At 65.3% G+C, this 19,743-nt stretch carries 20 protein-coding genes; 6 read left to right on the top strand and 14 right to left on the bottom strand.

What is annotated here, in order from left to right:
• Nucleotides 1-4: 4 nt before the first annotated feature.
• Entirely contained in the window at nt 5-1,018 is a 1,014-nt protein-coding gene (gene bmt, locus AO684_RS05845; protein WP_054301804.1) for a betaine--homocysteine S-methyltransferase, read from the top strand.
• A complete protein-coding gene (locus tag AO684_RS05840; RefSeq protein WP_229825189.1) occupies nt 1,011-1,424 on the top strand; it encodes a DUF4260 domain-containing protein in 414 nt (137 codons plus the stop codon). The genes bmt and AO684_RS05840 overlap by 8 nt, the downstream gene beginning before the upstream one ends.
• On the opposite strand, the gene AO684_RS05835 is transcribed toward AO684_RS05840, so the two are convergent.
• Entirely contained in the window at nt 1,406-2,494 is a 1,089-nt protein-coding gene (locus tag AO684_RS05835) for a PA0069 family radical SAM protein (protein WP_054301803.1), read from the bottom strand. The two genes, AO684_RS05840 and AO684_RS05835, sit on opposite strands and share 19 nt — an antisense overlap.
• Before the next feature lie 153 nt (nt 2,495-2,647).
• Between AO684_RS05835 and AO684_RS05830 the strand changes: the two genes are divergently transcribed.
• The 4 genes from AO684_RS05830 to AO684_RS05815 all read left to right on the top strand — a co-directional run bounded on the left by AO684_RS05830 (nt 2,648) and on the right by AO684_RS05815 (nt 5,905).
• On the top strand, nt 2,648-3,340 hold the full coding sequence (locus tag AO684_RS05830) for a B12-binding domain-containing protein (protein WP_054301802.1): 693 nt from the start codon (nt 2,648-2,650) through the stop codon (nt 3,338-3,340).
• 99 nt (nt 3,341-3,439) lie between these two features.
• On the top strand, nt 3,440-4,093 hold the full coding sequence (locus AO684_RS05825; protein ID WP_054301801.1) for a DUF1638 domain-containing protein: 654 nt from the start codon (nt 3,440-3,442) through the stop codon (nt 4,091-4,093).
• Between the two features lie 47 nt (nt 4,094-4,140).
• Nucleotides 4,141-5,517 carry an FAD-binding oxidoreductase gene (locus tag AO684_RS05820; protein WP_054301800.1) on the top strand — a complete coding sequence of 459 codons (1,377 nt, stop codon included), beginning with the start codon at nt 4,141-4,143 and terminating at the stop codon, nt 5,515-5,517.
• On the top strand, nt 5,504-5,905 hold the full coding sequence (locus AO684_RS05815) for an SgcJ/EcaC family oxidoreductase (RefSeq protein WP_054301799.1): 402 nt from the start codon (nt 5,504-5,506) through the stop codon (nt 5,903-5,905). Before AO684_RS05820 ends, AO684_RS05815 begins: the two co-directional genes overlap by 14 nt.
• Here the strand turns inward: AO684_RS05815 and AO684_RS21215 are convergent, their stop codons facing one another.
• From AO684_RS21215 to AO684_RS05755, 13 genes are all read right to left on the bottom strand, one after another.
• Nucleotides 5,906-6,070: a DUF3563 family protein gene (locus tag AO684_RS21215; RefSeq protein WP_082400751.1), complete on the bottom strand. Its 165-nt coding sequence runs from the start codon at nt 6,068-6,070 to the stop codon at nt 5,906-5,908. It lies immediately after the preceding gene.
• A gap of 110 nt (nt 6,071-6,180) precedes the next feature.
• Nucleotides 6,181-7,824: a DNA repair protein RecN gene (gene recN / locus AO684_RS05810; RefSeq protein ID WP_054301856.1), complete on the bottom strand. Its 1,644-nt coding sequence runs from the start codon at nt 7,822-7,824 to the stop codon at nt 6,181-6,183.
• A gap of 52 nt (nt 7,825-7,876) precedes the next feature.
• A complete protein-coding gene (locus tag AO684_RS05805) occupies nt 7,877-8,728 on the bottom strand; it encodes an outer membrane protein assembly factor BamD (protein WP_054301798.1) in 852 nt (283 codons plus the stop codon).
• Nucleotides 8,729-8,890: 162 nt separating this feature from the next.
• The gene (lpxC, locus tag AO684_RS05800) at nt 8,891-9,811 is read right to left on the bottom strand and encodes a UDP-3-O-acyl-N-acetylglucosamine deacetylase (protein ID WP_054301797.1); all 921 of its coding nucleotides are present in this window, start codon (nt 9,809-9,811) and stop codon (nt 8,891-8,893) included.
• Between the two features lie 237 nt (nt 9,812-10,048).
• Nucleotides 10,049-11,698, bottom strand: coding sequence for a cell division protein FtsZ (gene ftsZ, locus AO684_RS05795; protein WP_054301796.1), 1,650 nt, complete (start codon nt 11,696-11,698; stop codon nt 10,049-10,051).
• A 213-nt stretch (nt 11,699-11,911) separates the two neighbouring features.
• Entirely contained in the window at nt 11,912-13,246 is a 1,335-nt protein-coding gene (ftsA, locus tag AO684_RS05790; protein WP_054301795.1) for a cell division protein FtsA, read from the bottom strand.
• Nucleotides 13,243-14,199 (bottom strand): cell division protein FtsQ/DivIB, encoded by a 957-nt coding sequence (locus tag AO684_RS05785; protein ID WP_054301794.1) that lies wholly within the window; start codon nt 14,197-14,199, stop codon nt 13,243-13,245. The genes ftsA and AO684_RS05785 overlap by 4 nt, the downstream gene beginning before the upstream one ends.
• Nucleotides 14,187-15,110: a D-alanine--D-alanine ligase gene (locus AO684_RS05780; RefSeq protein ID WP_108128276.1), complete on the bottom strand. Its 924-nt coding sequence runs from the start codon at nt 15,108-15,110 to the stop codon at nt 14,187-14,189. Before AO684_RS05780 ends, AO684_RS05785 begins: the two co-directional genes overlap by 13 nt.
• Nucleotides 15,111-15,148: 38 nt before the next feature.
• The gene (gene murB, locus AO684_RS05775; RefSeq protein ID WP_054301792.1) at nt 15,149-16,075 is read right to left on the bottom strand and encodes a UDP-N-acetylmuramate dehydrogenase; all 927 of its coding nucleotides are present in this window, start codon (nt 16,073-16,075) and stop codon (nt 15,149-15,151) included.
• A gap of 42 nt (nt 16,076-16,117) precedes the next feature.
• Nucleotides 16,118-16,846 carry an SDR family NAD(P)-dependent oxidoreductase gene (locus tag AO684_RS05770; protein ID WP_054301791.1) on the bottom strand — a complete coding sequence of 243 codons (729 nt, stop codon included), beginning with the start codon at nt 16,844-16,846 and terminating at the stop codon, nt 16,118-16,120.
• Nucleotides 16,843-17,322: an aromatic-ring-hydroxylating dioxygenase subunit beta gene (locus AO684_RS05765; RefSeq protein WP_054301790.1), complete on the bottom strand. Its 480-nt coding sequence runs from the start codon at nt 17,320-17,322 to the stop codon at nt 16,843-16,845. Before AO684_RS05765 ends, AO684_RS05770 begins: the two co-directional genes overlap by 4 nt.
• Nucleotides 17,319-18,659: an aromatic ring-hydroxylating dioxygenase subunit alpha gene (locus tag AO684_RS05760; protein ID WP_054301789.1), complete on the bottom strand. Its 1,341-nt coding sequence runs from the start codon at nt 18,657-18,659 to the stop codon at nt 17,319-17,321. Before AO684_RS05760 ends, AO684_RS05765 begins: the two co-directional genes overlap by 4 nt.
• An 11-nt stretch (nt 18,660-18,670) precedes the next feature.
• Nucleotides 18,671-19,621, bottom strand: a complete 951-nt coding sequence (locus AO684_RS05755) for a PDR/VanB family oxidoreductase (RefSeq protein WP_235451218.1) — start codon at nt 19,619-19,621, stop codon at nt 18,671-18,673.
• Nucleotides 19,622-19,743: the final 122 nt, after the last annotated feature.

Genomic DNA, 19,743 nt, shown 5'->3' with positions numbered 1-19,743 from the left:
CGATATGACCGACGCACTTTCCCGCCTTCTGGCGTCGCGCGACTGGCTGATGGCCGATGGCGCAACCGGCACCAACCTGTTCAACATGGGGCTGTCCTCGGGTGATGCCCCCGAATTGTGGAACACCGATCAGCCCGAGAACATCCGCGCGCTGTATCGTGGCGCGGTCGAAGCCGGGTCCGATATTTTTCTGACCAATACGTTCGGCGGCAATGCCAGCCGTCTGAAGCTGCACGGGGCGCAGGGCCGCGTGCGCGAGCTGAACCGCGTGGGTGCCGCCCTTGGCCGCGAGATCGCCGATGCCTCGGGCCGCACCGTTGTCGTCGCGGGTTCGGTCGGTCCGACCGGCGAGATCATGGCACCGATGGGCAGCCTGACGCATGAGCTGGCGGTGGAGATCTTCCACGAACAGGCCGAAGGCCTGAAGGAAGGCGGCGCCGATGTTCTGTGGGTGGAAACCATTTCGGCCCCCGAAGAATTCAAGGCCGCCGCCGAGGCGGCAGCGCGTGCCAATATGCCCTGGTGCGGCACCATGAGCTTTGACACCGCAGGCCGCACCATGATGGGCGTGACTTCGGCCGATCTGGCGACGCTGGTGGAAAAGCTGCCGAACCCGCCGCTGGCCTTCGGTGCCAATTGCGGCGTGGGGGCCTCCGACCTCATGCGCACCGTTCTGGGTTTCTTCGCCCAGGGCACCGAGCGTCCGGTGATCGCCAAAGGCAATGCCGGCATCCCGAAATACAAGGATGGCGCCATTGTCTATGACGGCACGCCCGAGTTGATGGCCGAATATGCCGTGCTGGCGCGCGATGCCGGTGTGCGCATCATCGGCGGCTGCTGCGGCACCATGCCCGAGCATCTGCGCGCCATGCGTGCCGCGCTGGAAAGCCGCCCCAAGGGCCCGCGCCCGACGCTGGAGGATATCTCTGCGCATCTGGGCGGCTTCTCCTCCGCGTCGGACGGCACGGGCGAGGATGCGGGCAGCGCGCGGCGAGAGCGGCGCGGGCGGCGTGGCTGACCGGCGCATCTGCGACCGGGGCACGATCCTTTGGCAGAAAGCCGAGGGCGCGGGGGTATTCCTCTGCGCCCTTCTGTTATATTTCACAGGGCCACAGCCGCTGCCCATGGTCACGCTGCTGCCGCTGTTCCTTGCCCCGGACCTGAGCTTTTTTGCCTATCTGGCCGGGCCGCGCATCGGGGCCTTCGGCTATAACTGCGTTCACAATTATGGGTTGGGTGCGCTGCTGCTGGCTTTGGGCAACTGGTTCCAGACTGACCTGATGGCAAGTCTTGGGCTGCTCTGGCTCGCGCATGTCGGCTTCGACCGGATGCTGGGTTACGGGCTGAAAGAGACGCGGGGCTTTGGCTTCACTCATCTGGGGCGTATCGGCAAAGCCCGTCCCGTTCAGAACAGCGACAACTGATCACCCGCACGCGGTGGCGGGCGAAACAGGTCGCGGCGCAGCGGCGGTTGCGGCACGGTCAGCCCCAGCCGCGCCACCGCCTTGTCAAAACGCTGCGCCACAAGGTCGGACCAGATCCCTTCGCCCCGCATGCGGCGCCCCCATTGCGCATCGTAAAGCTTGCCGCCGTGCAATTCGCGGATGCGCGCCAGCACCTTTTCGGCCCGGCCCGGCACCCGCGCACGCAACCATTCCTCGACCAGAGGGGCCACCTCCAGCGGCAGGCGCAGCATGATCCAGCTTGCCGCCACGGCCCCGGCATCGCGGGCGGCGGACAGGATCGCCTCAAGCTCCGGGTCGGTCAGGCCAGGGATAACCGGCGCCACCATGACGCGCACCGGCACCCCCGCTGCGCTGAGACGGCGGATCGCCTCCAGCCGCCGGGCAGGTGTGGGTGCGCGCGGCTCCATCGCGCGGGCCAGGCCTGCATCCAGCGTGGTGACGGTGATCCCCACCCGCGCCAGCCCCAGCGCCGCCATGGGCGCCAGCAGGTCCAGGTCACGTTCGATCAGCGCGCCGCGCGTGGTGATCGCCAGAGGGTGCTGCCAGTCATGCATCACCTGCACCACCTCGCGCGTGACCCGATAGGTCTTTTCCACGGGCTGATAGGGGTCGGTATTGGTGCCAAGCGCCAGCGGCGCCACGACATAGCCCTTGCGGCCGATCTCGCGTTCCAGCACCGCGCCAATACCGGGACGCGCGATCAGCCGGGTCTCGAAATCCAGCCCGGGCGACAGGTTCAGATAGGCGTGGGTCGGACGGGCGAAACAATAGATGCAGCCATGCTCGCAGCCACGATAGGGGTTTACGCTGCGGTCAAAGGGCAGATCGGGCGACTTGTTCCAGTTCAGTGCCGAACGCGGCCGTTCCACCTGCACCTCGGTTTCCAGCAGCCGCTCCTCCTCGATCAGATCCCAGCCATCATCTTCCGCCACGCGGCGTCCGGGTTCAAACCGGCCGCTTTCATTCGCCAGGGCGCCACGCGCACGCAGACGCAGTTCCGGCCTGAGGGTGGTGTCTTTTCCGGTCATTTCCGAATTAGAACATAAAGCGAACAAATCGCAACCCCCCGTCCGACGATTCGGGCCGCTGTCGTCTTTGTTCAGCCCAATGTCGCAAAGCGAAAAGTCCCCGCGTCGCTTCCGTCGCATTGAAGCGATAACACTTTCCGCAGGAGCGCGCCGATGGCCGACGAAGACGATATCATCCTGTCCGAACTGAATGACGAAGAGCTTGTCCTTCAGATGCATGACGACCTCTATGACGGTCTGAAGGAAGAGATCGAAGAGGGCGTGAACATCCTGCTGGAACGCGGTTGGGCCCCCTATGACGTGCTGACCAAAGCGCTGGTCGCTGGTATGACCATTGTCGGTGCCGACTTCCGCGACGGTATCCTGTTCGTTCCCGAAGTGCTTCTGGCAGCCAACGCCATGAAGGCGGGCATGGCGATCCTCAAGCCGCTCCTGGCCGAAACCGGCGCGCCGCGCATGGGCAAGATGGTCATCGGCACCGTGAAGGGCGACATCCACGACATCGGCAAGAACCTTGTCGGCATGATGATGGAAGGCGCCGGGTTCGAGGTGCTGGATCTGGGCATCAACAACTCGGTCGAGAAATACCTCGAGGCGCTGGAAGCCGAACAGCCCGACATCCTCGGCATGTCGGCCCTGCTGACCACCACAATGCCCTACATGAAAGTCGTGATCGACACGATGAAGGAAAAGGGCATGCGCGAGGATTACATCGTTCTGGTCGGTGGCGCACCGCTGAACGAGGAATTCGGCAAGGCCATCGGTGCCGACGCCTATTGCCGCGACGCGGCCGTGGCGGTGGAAACCGCAAAGACCATGGTTGCGCGCAAGCACAACACGCTCTGATCCCGCAGTCACTGCGGATCAAGGCCCCGGCGTGCGAACGTCCGGGGCCTTTTCGTTTCGGGGCCAGTCCCCATATCTCTGTCAGATACGGAGCCCGCGATGACCGACACGCTGCCCGACGATATCACCCTGACCGAGGCCGGGCTTGCGCCCGAGGCGCACGCGGGCCGCGTGCTGCTGATCGCCTGTGGCGCACTGGCGCATGAGGTGCTGGCGGTGAAACGTGCGGGAGGCTGGGATCATCTGGATCTGCAATGCCTGCCCGCCAACCTGCATCTCTGGCCCGACCGCATTCCCGCCGCTGTGGAGCGCGCAGTCACCGAAGCAAAGGGCGCCTACCAGCAGGTCTTCATCCTGTACGCCGATTGCGGTACAGGCGGTCTCTTGCAGGAAAAGTGCAAGCAACTGGGTGTTGAGATGCTGGCAGGCCCGCATTGTTATTCGTTTTTTGAAGGCAACGCGCGGTTCGCCGAAATCGCCGAGACCGAGATCACCGCCTTTTACCTGACCGATTTCCTTGTCCGGCAGTTCGATGCCTTCGTCTGGCGGCCCATGGGCTTCGACAAACACCCCGAACTGATCCAGATGATGTTCGGCAATTACGACAAGCTGGTCTATCAGGCGCAGACAGACGACCCGGTTCTGGATGCCAGGGCGCAAGAGGCGGCGGAGCGGCTGGGGCTGGCCTATGAACGGCGCTTCACCGGATACGGCGATCTGGCCGTGGAAATCGAGCGGATTGCCGCGCGCTGAGGTGGCGCCCCCTTCCCCTCGCGGAGGCCCAGGCCTAATGTCGCGGCATGAATGACGCGCATTCCGAACTGTCCGCCCTGCTGGGCCCCCGCTACAGCCGCAGCGCCGCCGAGTGCGACGCCCATGCGCACAGTGAAACCCATGTCAGCGCCGGCCCGCCCGAGGGCGTGGCCTGGCCGGAAACCACCGGGGAGGTCGCGGCGATCCTGCGGATCTGCCACGCCCATCGCCTGCCCGTGGTGGGCTGGGGTGCTGGCACCTCGCTGGAGGGGCATGCGCTGGCCCTGCATGGCGGCATCTGCGTCGATTTCACCCGCATGACCCGCATCGTCGAGTTGCGCCCCGAAGATATGCTGGTGCGCGTGCAGCCCGGCATCACCCGCGAGGATCTGAACCGCGAACTCCGCGCGACGGGGCTGTTCTTTCCGGTCGATCCCGGCGCCAATGCAACGCTGGGCGGGATGGCGGCCACCCGCGCTTCGGGCACCACTGCGGTGCGCTATGGCACGATGCGACAAGCCGTGCTGGGGCTGGAGGCGGTGCTGGCCGATGGCACTGTCATTCGCACCGGCAGCGCCGCGCCGAAATCCAGCGCGGGCTATGACCTGACCGCCCTGCTGGTCGGGTCAGAAGGCACGCTGGCGCTGATCACCGAACTGACCCTGCGCCTGCACGGCCAGCCCGAAGCCGTCTCTGCCGCCGTCTGCGGCTTTGCCGATATGTCCGGCGCTGTCGATTGCGTGATCGAAACGATCCAGAGCGGCATTCCGATGGCGCGGATCGAGTTTCTCGATACCGCAGCCGTTGCCGCCTGCAATGCCCATGCCAGGCAGGATCTGCCCGCGATGCCGCATCTGATGGTGGAGTTTCACGGCTCTGCCGCAGGTGTCGCCGAACAGGCGCAACGCTTTGGCGAGATCGCGGCCAGCCACGGCTCTGCCGGTTTCCGCTGGGCGGAAAAGACCGAAGATCGCAATGCGCTGTGGAAGATGCGGCACAATGCCTATCCGGCCTGCCTTGCCGCCCGCCCCGGCGCCACGGCCATCGTCACCGATGTCTGCGTTCCGATCTCCCGTCTGGCCGAGGCCGTGGAGGAAACCCGCGCCGACATCGCGGCCAGCGGCCTGCCCGGCCCGATCCTCGGCCATGTCGGAGACGGGAATTTCCATGCCATCCTGCTGATCGACCCGGCTTCGGCCGGGGAGCGCGCAACTGCCAAGGCGCTGGCCGCCCGCATGGCGGAACGCGCGCTGCGGCTGGGCGGCACGATCACCGGCGAACACGGGATCGGGATGGGCAAGCTTGATTACATGCCCGCCGAACACGGACCTGCCTGGGCGGCCATGGGCGCGGTGAAACGCGCGCTCGATCCGCTGAACCTGATGAACCCCGGAAAGCTGGTGCCGCCGCATGACCAAGGCTGAAACGACCACTGCCGATGATTTCGCCCGCGCCTTTGCCCGCGCCTGGACGGCCCAGGACGCCAAGGCGCTGGCCGATCTGATGGCCGAGGACGGCGATCTGGTCAGCCTGACCGGCCGCTGGGCGGAGGGCCGCAAGGATATCGCCGCGACCTTCGCCGCCGAATTTGCCGGAACGCTGGCCCGCGCCCGTCTGGTGACGGGGCGGGCCAAGCTGCGACAACTGGGGCCGCAGATTGCCGTGCTGCATCAACGCTTCGTGCTGTCCGGCCTGATCGACCCGCAGGGCGCGGATCTGGGCCGCGTCGGCGTGGTTCTGGTGGCGACGCTGATCATCACCCCGCAAGGCTGGCGGGCCGCCGCGCTGCAATTCTGCGCGGCGGAGGGTTGATCAGTAATAGTAAGCGAAATTGCGGCGGAACTTACCGGCGTCGATCTCGTGCTGCCGGTATTCCAGATCGTAGCGATCGCGCGCGCCTTCCAGATAGGCCATCTCCAGCTCCTCGGTGCTGGGGATACGGAAAGACCGCAGGAAGCGGGACATCTTGTTCATCATGGCAAAACCCTTTTGATGGTTCAGCCTCCCTGACCTCAAGATAGGTCAGCACACCTGACGGAACAATTGCAAACGGCGCCCTGCCGCCCTGCACTTGCTGCAACGCAGCATCACCCGTCGAGCAGTGCCATCGCCGCCGCCCGCGCGGCATCGGACACGGTATCGCCCGCGAGCATGCGGCCAATTTCCTCAACCCGCGCTTCGGCGCCCAGCGGAGTGACGGTCGAAAGCGTCATGTCCCCCTCGACCCGCTTTTCCACCCGCCAGTGATGCGCCCCCAAAGCCGCCACCTGTGGACTGTGGGTGACGACCAGAACCTGAGCCCCCTCGGCCAGCGCCTTCAGCCGCCGCCCTACGGCATCGGCGGTCGCGCCACCGACACCCCTGTCGATCTCATCAAAAATCAGCGTCATGCCGGGAGCGTCGCCGGTCAGGCAAACTTTCAGCGCCAGCAAAAAGCGACTGAGTTCCCCGCCACTGGCGATGCGGTTCAGCGGCCCGGCGGGCGCACCGGGATTGGTGGCGACGGTGAAAGCCACCGCATCCTGCCCCTCCGGCCCGGCCTCGCCCGGTCCGACCTCAGTCGCAAAGACCGCGCGTTCCATCTTCAGCGGTGCGAGTTCCGCCGCCATGGCGGCATCCAGCCGCCCCGCCGCCGCCTTGCGCGCTTCGGTCAGCCGCGCGGCCTCGGCCCCGTAGGCATCTTCTGCCAGCGTCACCTCGCGCGTCAGCCGCGCCACGGTTTCAGCCCCGCCATCCAGCGCCGCCAGACGATTGCGCAGGGTGATCGCGTGGGTGCCCAGATCGTCGGGCAACACGCCATGCTTGCGCGCCAGCGCACGAATGGCGAACAGCCGCTCCTCGATCGCCTCAAGCTCGGCAGGGTTGACGTCCAGCCCCGACAGGCAGCGTTCCACACCCTGCTGCGCTTCGGCCAATTCGTGCAGCGCCCGGTTCAGCGCCGCCAAGGGAGCCTCCAGCGCGCCCTCGGCCTGATCGGCGGCCCCTTCCAGACGGCGCAGCGCATCGAACAGCAGACCCTCGGCCCCCTGATCGGACAGTGCTTCAAGCGCCCGCGCGACATCGGAGCGGATTTTCTCGGCCGCCTGCATGGTGCGGCGACGGACGTCCAGCGTCGCCTCTTCGCCCGGCTCGGGATCAAGCTTGTCAAGTTCGGCAACCGCGTGCCGCAGGAAATCCTCTTCCGCCTGCACGGCGGCAAGCGCCGCCTGCGCCTCGTCCAGCCGCTTCCGCGCCCGCCCCAGAGCGCCCCAGGCAGCGCGCGCGGACGCCAGATCCAGCCCGGCGAAAGCGTCCAGCATCTGCCGGTGCCCCCGCGGGTTCAGCAAACCCCGGTCGTCATGCTGGCCATGCAGTTCCACCAGCGTATCTGACAGCGCCCGCAGCACCTCGCCCGACACGCGGCGGTCATTGACCCAGGCGGTCTTACGGCCATCGGCATGGTTCACACGGCGGAAGATCAGCTCGTCCTCGGCCTCGATGCCATATTCCTCCAGCACCGCATGGGCGGGATGGCCCGGCGCCAGATCGAAAACCGCCGTCACCTCGCCCTTTTCGGCACCTGCGCGCACCAATTCGGCCCGGCCTCGCCAGCCAAGCACGAATCCCAGGCTGTCCAGCAGGATCGACTTGCCCGCGCCGGTTTCGCCGGTCAGCACGTTCAGGCCCGGCTGGAACGCCAGCGCGAGCCTGTCGATGATAAGCATGTCGCGGATGTCGAGCGAGCGGAGCATCGTCAGTTCCAAAGAAAGGCCCGAACCGGAAGAGGGGTGGGCCCCCTCCCCCTTACAGCCACTCGCCCTTGATCATTTGGCGATAGACCTTGGCCAGCCAGCTGTTGCCCTTGGCCTTCGGCTCCAGCCCCCGCTTGGTCAGCAGCTTGTAGCTGTCGTCATAGAACGGGCTGGACTGGTAGTTATGGCCCAGAATCGCGCCTGCCGTCTGCGCCTCGTCCGTCAGGCCAAGGCCCAGATAGGCTTCAACCAGACGATGCAGCGCCTCGGCGGTATGGGTGGTGGTCTGGAAATCCTGCACCACCACGCGGAAGCGGTTGATGGCAGCAGTGTAATGGCGCTGCTTCAGATAGTAGCGGCCGATTTCCATTTCCTTCGCCGCCAGATGGTCGAAGGCCAGATCGAATTTCAGCATCGCCGAACGGGCATATTCGCTGTCGGGATACTGCTCGATCACTTCGCGCAGCGCCTGAAGCGCCTGGAAGGTCAGGCCCTGATCGCGGCCAACTTCGTCGATCTGGTCATAATAGCTGAGCGCCATGAGGTATTTGGCATAGGCCGCATCCTCGTCACCCGGATAGAAATCAAGGAAACGCTGTGCCGCCTGCCGCGCCTCTTCGTAGTCGCGGTTCTTGTGATAGGTGAAGGCCTGCATGATCAGCGCACGGCGGGCCCAGTCGGAATAGGGATAGAGCCGCTCCACCTCGGTGAAATAGTGGATAGCATTCTTGGGATTGCGTTCGCCTTCCAGCGTCAGCTCGCCCTTCTTGTAAATCTGCTCGGCGCTGAGCGTATCAAGCGGCACTTCCTTGCTGGCAGTCCCGCCGCCCCCGCCGCAACCGGCAAGCATACCTACCAGAAGCAGGCCGCCCAGAACAGCCGCGCCCGATTTTCCGCCCGTCATCTCTTGCACATCTGCCTCGTCACTTCCGGCCCTTGCGGGCAAAAGTCCCGCGCGGCTTGGTCCCTGACGGCGGCCCGCCAAGGCTGTTCGGCTTGTCCTAGCATGAAAAACGGGAGAGGCAAAACGCCTTTCTTGCCACCAGCCCGCGGCATCCGCCCGGCGTCAGTGATGCACGGGCAGATCGCCCGGATGCACACCCATGCCCGGCAGCTTGCAGCCCGTCACCGTGCCGCAATCCACCGACATCCAGGCCGACGGATCGGCGAACAGGGCGCGCAGCAGGCGGTTCGTCATGGCGTGACCGGCCCGGATGCCGGTGTAGCGGCCAAGAATCGGCCCCCCGGCCAGCGCCAGATCCCCCAGCGCATCCAGCATCTTGTGGCGCACGGGTTCATCCGCGTGGCGCAGGCCACCGGGGCTCAGCACCTGGCCGTTTTCAAACACCACGGCATTTTCCAGCGTGCCACCCAGGGCCAGCCCGTTGGCGCGCATCCGGTCGACATCGGCCTGAAGGCAGAAGGTGCGGCTGTCGCACAATTCGCGCACGAAGGCCCCGTTCGCCATGTTCAGCATCTTGGTCTGCTTGCCGATCGCGGCTTCCGCAAAGTCGATGCGGAAATCGATTTCCAGCATGTCCGAGGGCTCAAGCCGTGCAACCGCATCCCCCTCGCGCACTTCGACCGGCTTCAGGACGCGGATCGCACGCACACGGGCGGCCTGTTCGACCAGACCGACCTCAAGGAACTTTTCAACAAAGGGCACGGCCGAACCGTCGAGGATCGGCACTTCCGGCCCGTCAATCTCGATCACGGCGTTGTGGATGGCACATCCCGCAAGAGCGGCCATGATATGTTCGATGGTCGAAACGCTGGACCCGGCCACATTGGCCACCAGTGTGCACAATTTCGACGGGACAACGGCATCCCAGCGCGCAGGAATGTCGGCCTCGGCGGCAGGCAGGTCGGTCCGGCGGAACAGAATCCCCGAATCCTCGGCCGCCGGGTGCACGATCATGCGCACCGGCTGGCCCGAATGCAGGCCAAGACCATCAAAGACAGCGGCGGATTTCAACGTGTTCTGCACGTCAGGTGACCCTTGATTATTCCCCTCGCGGCACTGCACCAAGGCTGGCACAAAACCGCTCAGTTTAGGTAGTTCCGATGGGATCAGACCTCAACTCACACATTGTGACGAGTTGTAACACTGGCCGTAACACAGCGGGACATTCCGCCGACACGGCGCTAAGCTCATGCTTTAAATAGACAAAAGGCCCACTTGCGCGGGCCTTTTGTGTAAAAAATGTGACCTGCTTCCCCTGGGTCAGTTTGCCTGACGGCGCAGGAAAGCCGGGATCTCGATCCGCTCCTGATCGGCCGAAAGCTCGGGCTCGTCGTCATAGGCCTGCACCTGCGGCTGCTGACGCGGCGCCGGACGTTCGGCTGCCGGTTCCGCCGCATGGCCTGCCATGCGGTTGATCAGCGAGCCGATGCCGAAGCGCGGTTTTTCCTGCGCACGCGCCGGGGCGGCCGGGGCTTGCGGCGCAGCCGGGCGCTGCGCAGCGGGCGGTGCCTTGCTGACAGCGGCTTGCAGACGGGCCAGCGCCTCGGGCGAAGGCTGACCAGCGGCACGCGGACGCGGAGCAACAAAATTGCCCGCATCGGCATCATGGGCGGCAAAGCTGCGGGACTGCGGGGCCGGTTGCGGCGCAGCAGGCTGCGGACGGTAGGCGGGGGGAGGCATGTCGTCCACCGCCTCGTCCTCGTGCATCGGCTCGAACCCGGCGGCGGGTGTGTCGAACAGCGCGGCCTGTTGCGGCTGCGGGGCCGGAGCGACCGGCGCAGCGGCCTGCTGGGCGGGCACTACCTGCACCGTCACAGCCGGGCGAGCCTCGGCGGCACGGACTTCAACGCGCGGCTCCGGCCTCTGCTCGGGCGCCGGGGCGAAGCTGGGTGCAGCGCTGCCCATCGGGCGACGGGTCGGGGTTTCGGCGCGGTTCGAAGCCGAAGCGTCGATGCCGGTCGCCACGACCGACACGCGGATCGCGCCTTCCATTTCCGGGTCGAGCGTGGAGCCGACGATGATATTGGCGTCGGGGTCCACCTTTTCGCGGATGATGTTCGCGGCCTCATCCAGTTCGAACAGGGTCAGATCATAGCCGCCCGTGATATTGATCAGCACGCCTTTGGCGCCGTTCAGGCTGATCTCGTCCAGCAGCGGGTTGGCAATCGCTTTCTCGGCGGCCTGCACGGCGCGGTCTTCGCCGGTCGCCTCGCCGGTGCCCATCATCGCCTTGCCCATCTCGTCCATCACGGCACGCACATCAGCAAAGTCGAGGTTGATCAGGCCGGGCCGCACCATCAGATCGGTCACGCCCTTGACGCCCTGATACAGGACGTCATCGGCCATGGCGAAGGCTTCGGTAAAGGTGGTGCGTTCGTTGGCCAGGCGGAACAGGTTCTGGTTCGGAATGATGATCAGCGTGTCGACCACCTTCTGAAGCGCCTCGATTCCGTCCTCGGCCTGCTTCATCCGCTTGTTGCCCTCGAACTGGAAGGGCTTGGTCACAACGCCGACCGTCAGCACACCCAGTTCACGCGCGGCCTGCGCGATGATCGGCGCGGCGCCGGTGCCGGTGCCGCCGCCCATGCCAGCGGTGATGAAGCACATGTGGACCCCGGCCAGATGGTCAACGATCGCCTCGATCGTTTCCTCGGCGGCGGCGGCGCCGACCGAGGGGCGCGCACCCGCGCCCAGACCTTCGGTCACCCGCGGCCCCATCTGGATGCGGGCCCCGGCGCGCGACTGTTGCAGCGCCTGCGCATCGGTATTGGCGACGACGAACTCCACACCCTCGAGGTTCTTCTCGATCATGTTGTCAACGGCATTGCCGCCTGCCCCGCCCACACCGAACACGGTGATGCGCGGCTTCAACTCTTCACTCTGGGAGGTCATCATCAGATTCAGTGCCATTGCAAATCCGCCTGCTTTTCTTGGGGCCGCCGTTTTCTCGTTCTTTATCAGGATTTTGCCCGTGCCTGTCCCGCACGCCTTGATCCTGAGTTATCCGCAATTCTATCCACAGTGGCTTGCGCCGTCACCTAAAAAACACACAAAACCCACAAAATATGGGGGATAACGCCGCCATTTCAGCGGGATTTCGCCATGACCGCAATTTGTTGCGGGTTACCAGTTGTCCCGGAACCATTTGATGGCCCTCTTGAGCGACCGCGCCGGATAGCGTTCGGCCGGAATGTCGAAGTCCCACCATTCGTCCTGCGGATGGGTGGCAAACAGGCAAAGCCCGACCGACGAGGAAAATGCAGGTCCGGTAACGGCCTGCGGCAGGCCCTGGATGCGCAGGGGCCGTCCCAGACGGACCCGCTGCCCCAGGATGCGCGCCGCCAGACCGTCCAGACCGGGGATCTGGCTCGCGCCGCCGGTCAGCACGATCTGCTGGCTTGGCAGATGCTCGAACCCGGCCGCATCCAGCCGCACGCGCGCCTCTTCGAGGATTTCCTCGACGCGCGGGCGGATAATGCCGATCAGCTCGGTCCGGCTGACCTGACGGCGATCCTTTTCCCAGTCGCCGCTGTCACCGCCGATCTCGATCATCTCGCGGTCATCCATGCTGGTGGCATGCACACCGCCGTGTTTGGTCTTGATCCGCTCGGCCACCGTCATCGGCACCTGAAGGCCTTTGGCAATGTCGGAGGTGATGTGATCGCCTCCCATGCGGACCGAATCCGCATAGATCATGTGCTTCTTGATGAAGATGGAGATGCCGGTCGACCCGCCTCCCATGTCGATGCAGGCGGCACCCAGCTCCTGTTCGTCCTCGACGAGGCTGGAAATGCCCGAGACATAGGCCGAGGATGCGATGCCCGCGACCTCCAGATCGCAGCGGTTGATGCAATAGAACAGGTTCTGCACCACGCTTGCCTCGACCGACAGCAGGTGCATGTCGCAGGCCAGACGGTTGCCGATCTGTCCGCGCGGGTCGCCCATGCCAGTGCGATGATCCAGCGCGAAGTTCACAGGCTGGGCATGCAGCACCTCGCGCCCCTGCCCGATGTCGGGCATGTCGCAGGCGGCCAGCGCGCGCGCCACATCATGTTCGGTGACAACACTGTCCGCCAGTTCGATCTCGCCCGCCAGACCATAGCTGCGCGGCTCTGCGCCCGAAAAACAGGCGATGACGTGATCGACCCGAACATTGGCCATTTTCTGTGCCGCCTGAACGGCGGTGCGGATGGCGCGCTCGGTTTCGTTCATCGCGTGGATCTCGCCAAAGCGCACCCCGCGTGACCGGGTTGTCGCCGCGCCGATGATGCGGAACTGCGACTGACCGGCCATGGACCCCACGCCATCGGTTTCGCGCCGCCGCTCCGGCCCGTCGAAGCGCAGGACCAGACAGGCGATCTTGCTCGACCCGATGTCGAGAATGGCGACGACGCCCCGCTGCATGGCGGCGCGGCGCATGTTCCGCATGGCACGTTGCGAATGATAGAGATCGGTCACAGGGCGTTCTCCACGGTCTCAAGCCCCTTGGCGCGGCGCAGGCTCCGCAGGGCATCGGCTGAAAGGCGAATGGTGGGGCGGGCCTGATTGCGCAGGTCCACGGCGATAATGTCACGGCCAAGCAGATCCTCGGCCTTGTCGAGCGCCAGAAGGCGTTCCAGCGCCCGCACCGGATTGTCGGCGGGCAGCAGGATGCGCTGGTCACGGTCCAGCACCAGATCCCAGCGACGTTCGCCAATCCGAACAAGACCGCGCAGACGCGGCAGTACGGGCTTGGCGGCGGCAACGATGGCCAGCGCCTCAGCGGCGGCCTTGTCGGCGCCAAGGCCGGTCACCACTGGCAGATCGGGACGGTCAGCCCGTTCCAGCACCTGCGCCACGCGGCGGCCCGAAGCATCAAGCAGGTCAAGCTCGGCTTCCTTGCGCCAGATCAGCGCGGGCTTGCGTTCGGTGATCTGCACCGACAGCACGCCCCCCGACCCCACCTTGACCTCGGCCTGCGCCACGGCATCCAGAGTACGGATGCGGGTCGCCGCGGCCTCAAGGTCGATGGCGAAGCGCGAAACCGGCAGCTTCACATCCAGCATCTCGCGGATCGCGGCATCCAGCGAAGGCGAGGCGCCGGTGACCTGCAGGACCGAGACGCGAAATTCCGGACGGTTCTCGATGGCCTGACGCCACTCGCCCACCTGGGCGAAAATCGCATTGCGCCGTGCTTCGGGACCGAAGGCAATCGCGCCAACGGCCGCCACGCACAGGACCGGCACCCCGACCCGCATAAGCACCCGGAACGCGGGCGTCAGCCACAGCCGCTGCATCCGGTAGGCCATGCGCGTCGGCGCAGGGTCCCGGCGCGGCGCGGGCGTATAGGCCGCCTGCGGAACATAGCCCTGCTGCGGCGCGCGGGCGCGCGGCGCATCGGGGTAGCGGCGGTCAGCAGTCAGCGGTCGCATGACGCATCCTCCACGATCCAGCGGCAGAGGTCCGGGAAGCTGATGCCGTGGAAGGCTGCCTGCTCGGGCGCGAGCGACGTGGGCGTCATCCCCGGCTGGGTATTGGTTTCCAGCAGGATCAGCCCGGCCATCCCGCGACTTTCATCCCAGCGGAAATCCGACCGGCTGAGCCCCCGGCAACCGAGCGCCCGGTGTGCGCGAAGCGCGTAATCCAGACAGGCCGCCTCGATTTCGGCCGGGATATTGGCCGGAACCTCGTGCCGCGACCCGCCCGCCTTGTATTTGGCGTCATAGTCATACCAGCCAGAGGTGATGATATCAGTGACCGCCAGCGCGCGGTCGCCCATCACGGCGCAGGTAAATTCGCGCCCAGGCACATAGGTTTCGACCATAACCCGCTCGGGCATGTTGTCGGAAAGCTGCGGCGGGCCGTTGGCGGCCTCATGCACCAGATAGACCCCGACCGAAGAGCCTTCGTTATAGGGTTTCACCACATAAGGCGGCTGCATCACATGGCGCGTGCGCACCTCGTCGCGGGGGGCGATCAGGCTTTCCGCCACCGGCAGCCCGGCGGCCCGGAAGGTCTGCTTCGAGCGCTCTTTATCCATGGCCAGCGCCGAGGCCAGCACACCCGAATGCGTATAGGGGATACGCAGCCATTCCAGCAGACCCTGAACGCAACCATCCTCGCCCCAGCGGCCATGCAGGGCGTTGAACACGACGTCAGGAGAGATTTCATGCAGGCGCACGGCCAGATCGGGGCCAGCCTCGACCTCGACCACCTCAAACCCGGCTACCCGCAAAGCGTTGGCGCATTCACGCCCGGACGACAGCGACACCTCCCGCTCTGCGGAACGGCCGCCCATCAATACCGCCACACGGGAGCACGTCCTGCCCGACTTGCCCGCCATTTACTGCCTCTTCAGGGTCTTTGCCCCGATATTCTTCGTTATTTTGTCGCCGGTTCGCCGACGCGCATGATTTCCCACTCTAGCGTGATCCCGCTGTGTTGGAAAACCCTTTTTCGCACTTCCTCACCCAGATTTTCCAGATCGGCAGCTGTCGCCCCTCCGGCGTTGATCAGGAAGTTGGAATGCATCTCGCTCATTTGCGCGCCGCCGATGCGGGCGCCGCGCATGCCAGCCTCATCGATCACCTTCCAGGCTTTCAGCTCATGCGTGTCATCCGCCGCGCCAGTGGAGCTGCGCCCCAGCGGGTTGCGAAAGGTGGAACCGGCGCTGCGGTCCTTGGTGGGCTGGCTCGCGTCGCGTTTGGCCAACTGATCCTCCATCCGCGCCGCCAGCGCGGCAGGATCGCCCGCAGGCGCGTTGAAGGTGGCACCGATCACCACCGCGCCATCCGGCAGGTCGGATTGGCGATAGCGCAGGTTCAGCGCAGCGGCGGGCAGGGTTTCAATCTGCCCCGACCGCGTGACAATGCGGATCTCCTCCAGAAAATCCGCGACGTAGTGGCCGTAGCAGCCCGCGTTCATCCGCACCGCCCCGCCGATAGAACCGGGGATAGTGCGCAGGAAGGTCAGGTCGCGCCCGGCCTCGGCGGCTTTCCGCGCAACATGGGCGTCCAGCGCGGCGGCCCCCGCCGTGACGCGCCCGCCCTCGACCGTGATACCGTTGAAACCGCGCCCGAGGCGGATCACCACCGCCCGGATACCGCCATCACGGACGATGAGGTTCGACCCCACGCCCATCGGAAACACCGGCACCCCGGGCGGCAACACCGCCAGAAATTCGGCCAGATCGGCCTCGTCGGCGGGCTGGAACAGCCAGTCGGCCGGGCCGCCGACGCGCAGCCAGGTCAGATCGGAAAGCGGACGGTCCGGCGTCAGCGCGCCGCGCGGGGTGGGAAGCGTGGTCATAGCTCTCTGGTAGCCGCCCGCCCTGCCCCGCGCAAGCCGTGGCTACAGGCTCATGCTGCCCACGCTCGCGCCACCGCAGACATAAAGCGTCTGGCCGGTGACGAAGCCAGAGGCCGGATCACAGAAGAACAAGAAGGCGTTGCTGACATCCTCGACCGTGCCCAGCCGCCCGACCGGAATGCGTTTCGCCAGTTCCGCCTCGCGTTCGCTGCCCTTGGGCACGATGCCCCAGAAATTGTCGGTCTGGATCGGTCCGGGCGCCACCACATTGACGGTGATGCTATGCGGCGCCAGTTCCAGCGCCCAGGTTCGCGCCATGCCGATCATCCCCGCCTTGCTGGCGGAATAGGCGGTGCGCGTCGGCACGCCCAGCGCCGCGCGCGAGCCATTGAACAGGATACGCCCGAAGCGCCGCGCCTTCATCGCGGGCAAGGCCGCCTGCACCAGCGACAGCGCCGCGCCCAGATGCAGTTGCGCAAGGCCGGTGATATCGGAGGGCTGCGCCTCCTCCACCAGCTTCGGCCAGACCAGCCCGGCGTTGTGGATGACATGTGTCACCTCATGCCGGGCGGCGATGGCGGCGGCGGCCTCGGTCACAGCCGCGCTGTCCAGCAGATCAACCGACACATTCTCCAACTGGTCATGGCTGAATTCGGCCGGGCCACGCGACAGGTTGATCACCCGGTAGCCGCGCGCCAGCAGACGCCCGGCCAGATCGGCGCCGATGCCCTTGCTGGCGCCGGTGATGACGGCGGTGAAATCCGCGCTCATGGCAGCAACTGGATATTGCCGAAGGCGGCATCGCAATTGAGGATGTCGACCCGTTTGTTGGCGATGCGCAACCGCCCGTCGATCAGCGCCAGATCATGCTGCGCGGTCAGCGCCAGCAGCATCTGCTCATCCAGCCGCGTCTCGATATAGTGCATCTGCGTCGTGGTGCGGATGCGCCCGCTCTCAAGATCGATCTCGTCCACCCAGGGGCGTTGCAACACATGATGACAGCGGCTTTTCGGTTTCTGGCTGAAGGTGCGCGCGCCGTTCAGACGCTCCACCCGGACCTTGAGCATAAAGATATCCTCATACATCAGCGAGGTCACGTTCAGCGGATCAGTCTGCTTGTAGTCGAGCGGCATCCAGTAGTGCCCGTCCTTCAGCCAGAGCGCCAGCCAGTCGTCATAGCGCCCCTCGTCCAGCATCCGCGCCTCGTCATAGAGGAAGTCGATGATGTCGTCCTTCGTCACGCTCATTCCGCGGCCTCCCGTGCCGGCATGTCATGGGTCATGAACTTCACCCAGGCATGGAACTGGTTGCGCATCTGTTTTTCCGTGGTGCCGTTCAGCACGCTTTCCTGTTCGAAATCCTCGTCCGGGTCGTAGAGGCGCTGGATGTTCACCCATTCCATGCCATCGGCCTGCAAGCCTTCCTGCGCACGCTCATACATCTCCAGATCGTCATGGCCGACGATCGAGGTGGGGGCGTTGATCATGCGGTTATACATGGCGGTACGCGCGGTCAGCTCCTCGGGTGCATCGACCAGCCGGTAGATATAGCTTTCCACCAGCGTCTTGTCAGCGGCGAGCGGAATGAACACGCGCAGTTGCTGGATCGGGCCCTTGATCATGATGTTCGGGAAATAGACCGTATTGTGCCGGTTCTCGCCCAGAATGGCGCGGGCCTTTTCCTCGCCATGGGTGGCCGACAGCTTGTCCAGATAACCCGGAATTTCGGTATAGTTCGAATGAATCGAATGATGCACGCCGGTATGGCCATGGCCATTGGGCCAGGTGCGGATACCCATATTTTCAAAGAATTCATAGGGCGAGGTGAAGGGGGCGATGATCTCCATCGCCGGGGGCAGCGGCGTGCCCTCGGGCATGTCGAGTTCCTTCCACAGCCGCACCGCCGTCCCGGCCGAGCTTTCATGCGCGACCATCGGGTGACAGGTATCGGTCTGGTTCTCGACCAGCATCTTCCAGTTGCACTTGTGCATGTAGCGGAGCGGCGGCCCCGCCACCTCCAGCCGCTGTGCGGGCGAGCGGTCCACCATATTGTCGATGGAAGACAGCGAGCCGCCGAAGAAATCCTCGAAGGAAATCCCCTCTTCCGCCAGACGGCAGAAGATGAAGCCCCGGTAGTTCATCACCGCGCCCACGGATTTCATGCCATGGCCGGCGTCGGTCTGGTCGAACCCGGTGTTTTCGTAGCCCTTCTTCAGCGGGATCGCCAGAAGGCAGCCATCGGTCTTGAACGACCAAGCGTGATAGGGGCAGCGGAAGAATTTGCCGGTGTTGCCGGTACGGTCGATCACCAGCTTGGTGCCCTTGTGCGGACAGCGGTTGTAAAGAACGTAGATCTCGCCATCCGTATGCCGCACTTGGATGACCGGCTGATCGCCGACCATGGTGGTGAAGTAATCGCCCTTGTTCGGGGTCTGGCTGTCATGGCCCACGAAGATCCAGGCATTGGCAAAGAGATGCTTCATCTCCAGCCGGTAGACTTCGGGGTCGATATAGACGTCGCGATGCACCTGATGCCCCTGCACCAGAGCCGCGACCGCCGCCTTGTCGCCGGTATAACGTGTCATGGCTTCCTCCCTCAGAGATCAAGCACCAGCCGCGGCGATTTCGCCCGGCTGACGCAGATTTGCATGAGCTTCCCGGCCGCGCGCTCGGCCTCGGACAGCACCACGTCGCGGTGATCGGGTTCGCCCGAGATCACGCCGCACTGACAGATGCCGCAATCGCCGCGCTGGCAGTCGTAGACCAGATCGACGCCGCCTTCCTCCAGCACCTCGATGATGCTGCGGTCGGGCGGGATGGTGAAGGTCTGGCCGGTGGAGGCAAGCTCCACCTCGAAGGCGGTGTCGCCCGCCTCGGCCTGCGGGGCGTCGAACAGTTCGAAATGTACACGGCTGGCCGGGATGCCCGCCGCCTCGGCCTTCTGGCGCAGCGCGTCGAGCATGCCGCGCGGGCCGCAGGCATAGATGTGCCGGCCGCCCAACGCGGCAAGCAGCGCGTCCAGATTCAGCGCGGTGGCCGGATCGTCGTCGCAATGCGCGGTGAAGGCCGGGCCGAAGGTTTCCGCCAGAGCGGACGCATAGGCCATCAGCCCGGCACTGCGCCCGGCGTAATGGAATTCAAAGGGTGTGCCCGCCGCCTTCAGCGCGGTGGCCATGGAAATCATCGGCGTCACGCCGATGCCACCCGCCAGCAGAGCAGCAGGCGCCCCGGCCACCAGCGGAAAATCGCATTTTGGCAGGCTGAGCGTGACCTCCGCCCCTTCCGCCAGCCCGTGCATGAAGCGCGAGCCACCTTTGCCCTCGGGTTCCAGTTGCACCGCGATGCGATACTCCGCCGGTGCCTCCGGCACGGGGGCCAGCGCGATCAGCGAATAGGCCCGGCTGTCGCCATCGGGCAGCGAGACGCGGACATGGGCGCCCGGCTCCCATCCCGGCAACGGGCGCTCGGCCACGCCGGTCAGGCGGAACTCGCGAATACGGTCGGTCAGTGGCTGGATGGCCGTAATTCTGGCTTTGATGCTGTGCACGTTTCGTCCTCCCCTCCACAAAACATGAAATTTCATGTAAATTTCGTCAAGCGTTTTTTTCACCGCCCGGCGCGACGCTGACCGCCCTTCGCATTGACAACCTGCCCCGCCCCGGCGTTCTT

It is taken from the genome of Gemmobacter sp. LW-1, assembly GCF_001303875.1.
GTDB lineage: Bacteria > Pseudomonadota > Alphaproteobacteria > Rhodobacterales > Rhodobacteraceae > Gemmobacter > Gemmobacter caeni.
This window is presented reverse-complemented; position numbering and strand designations above follow the sequence as displayed.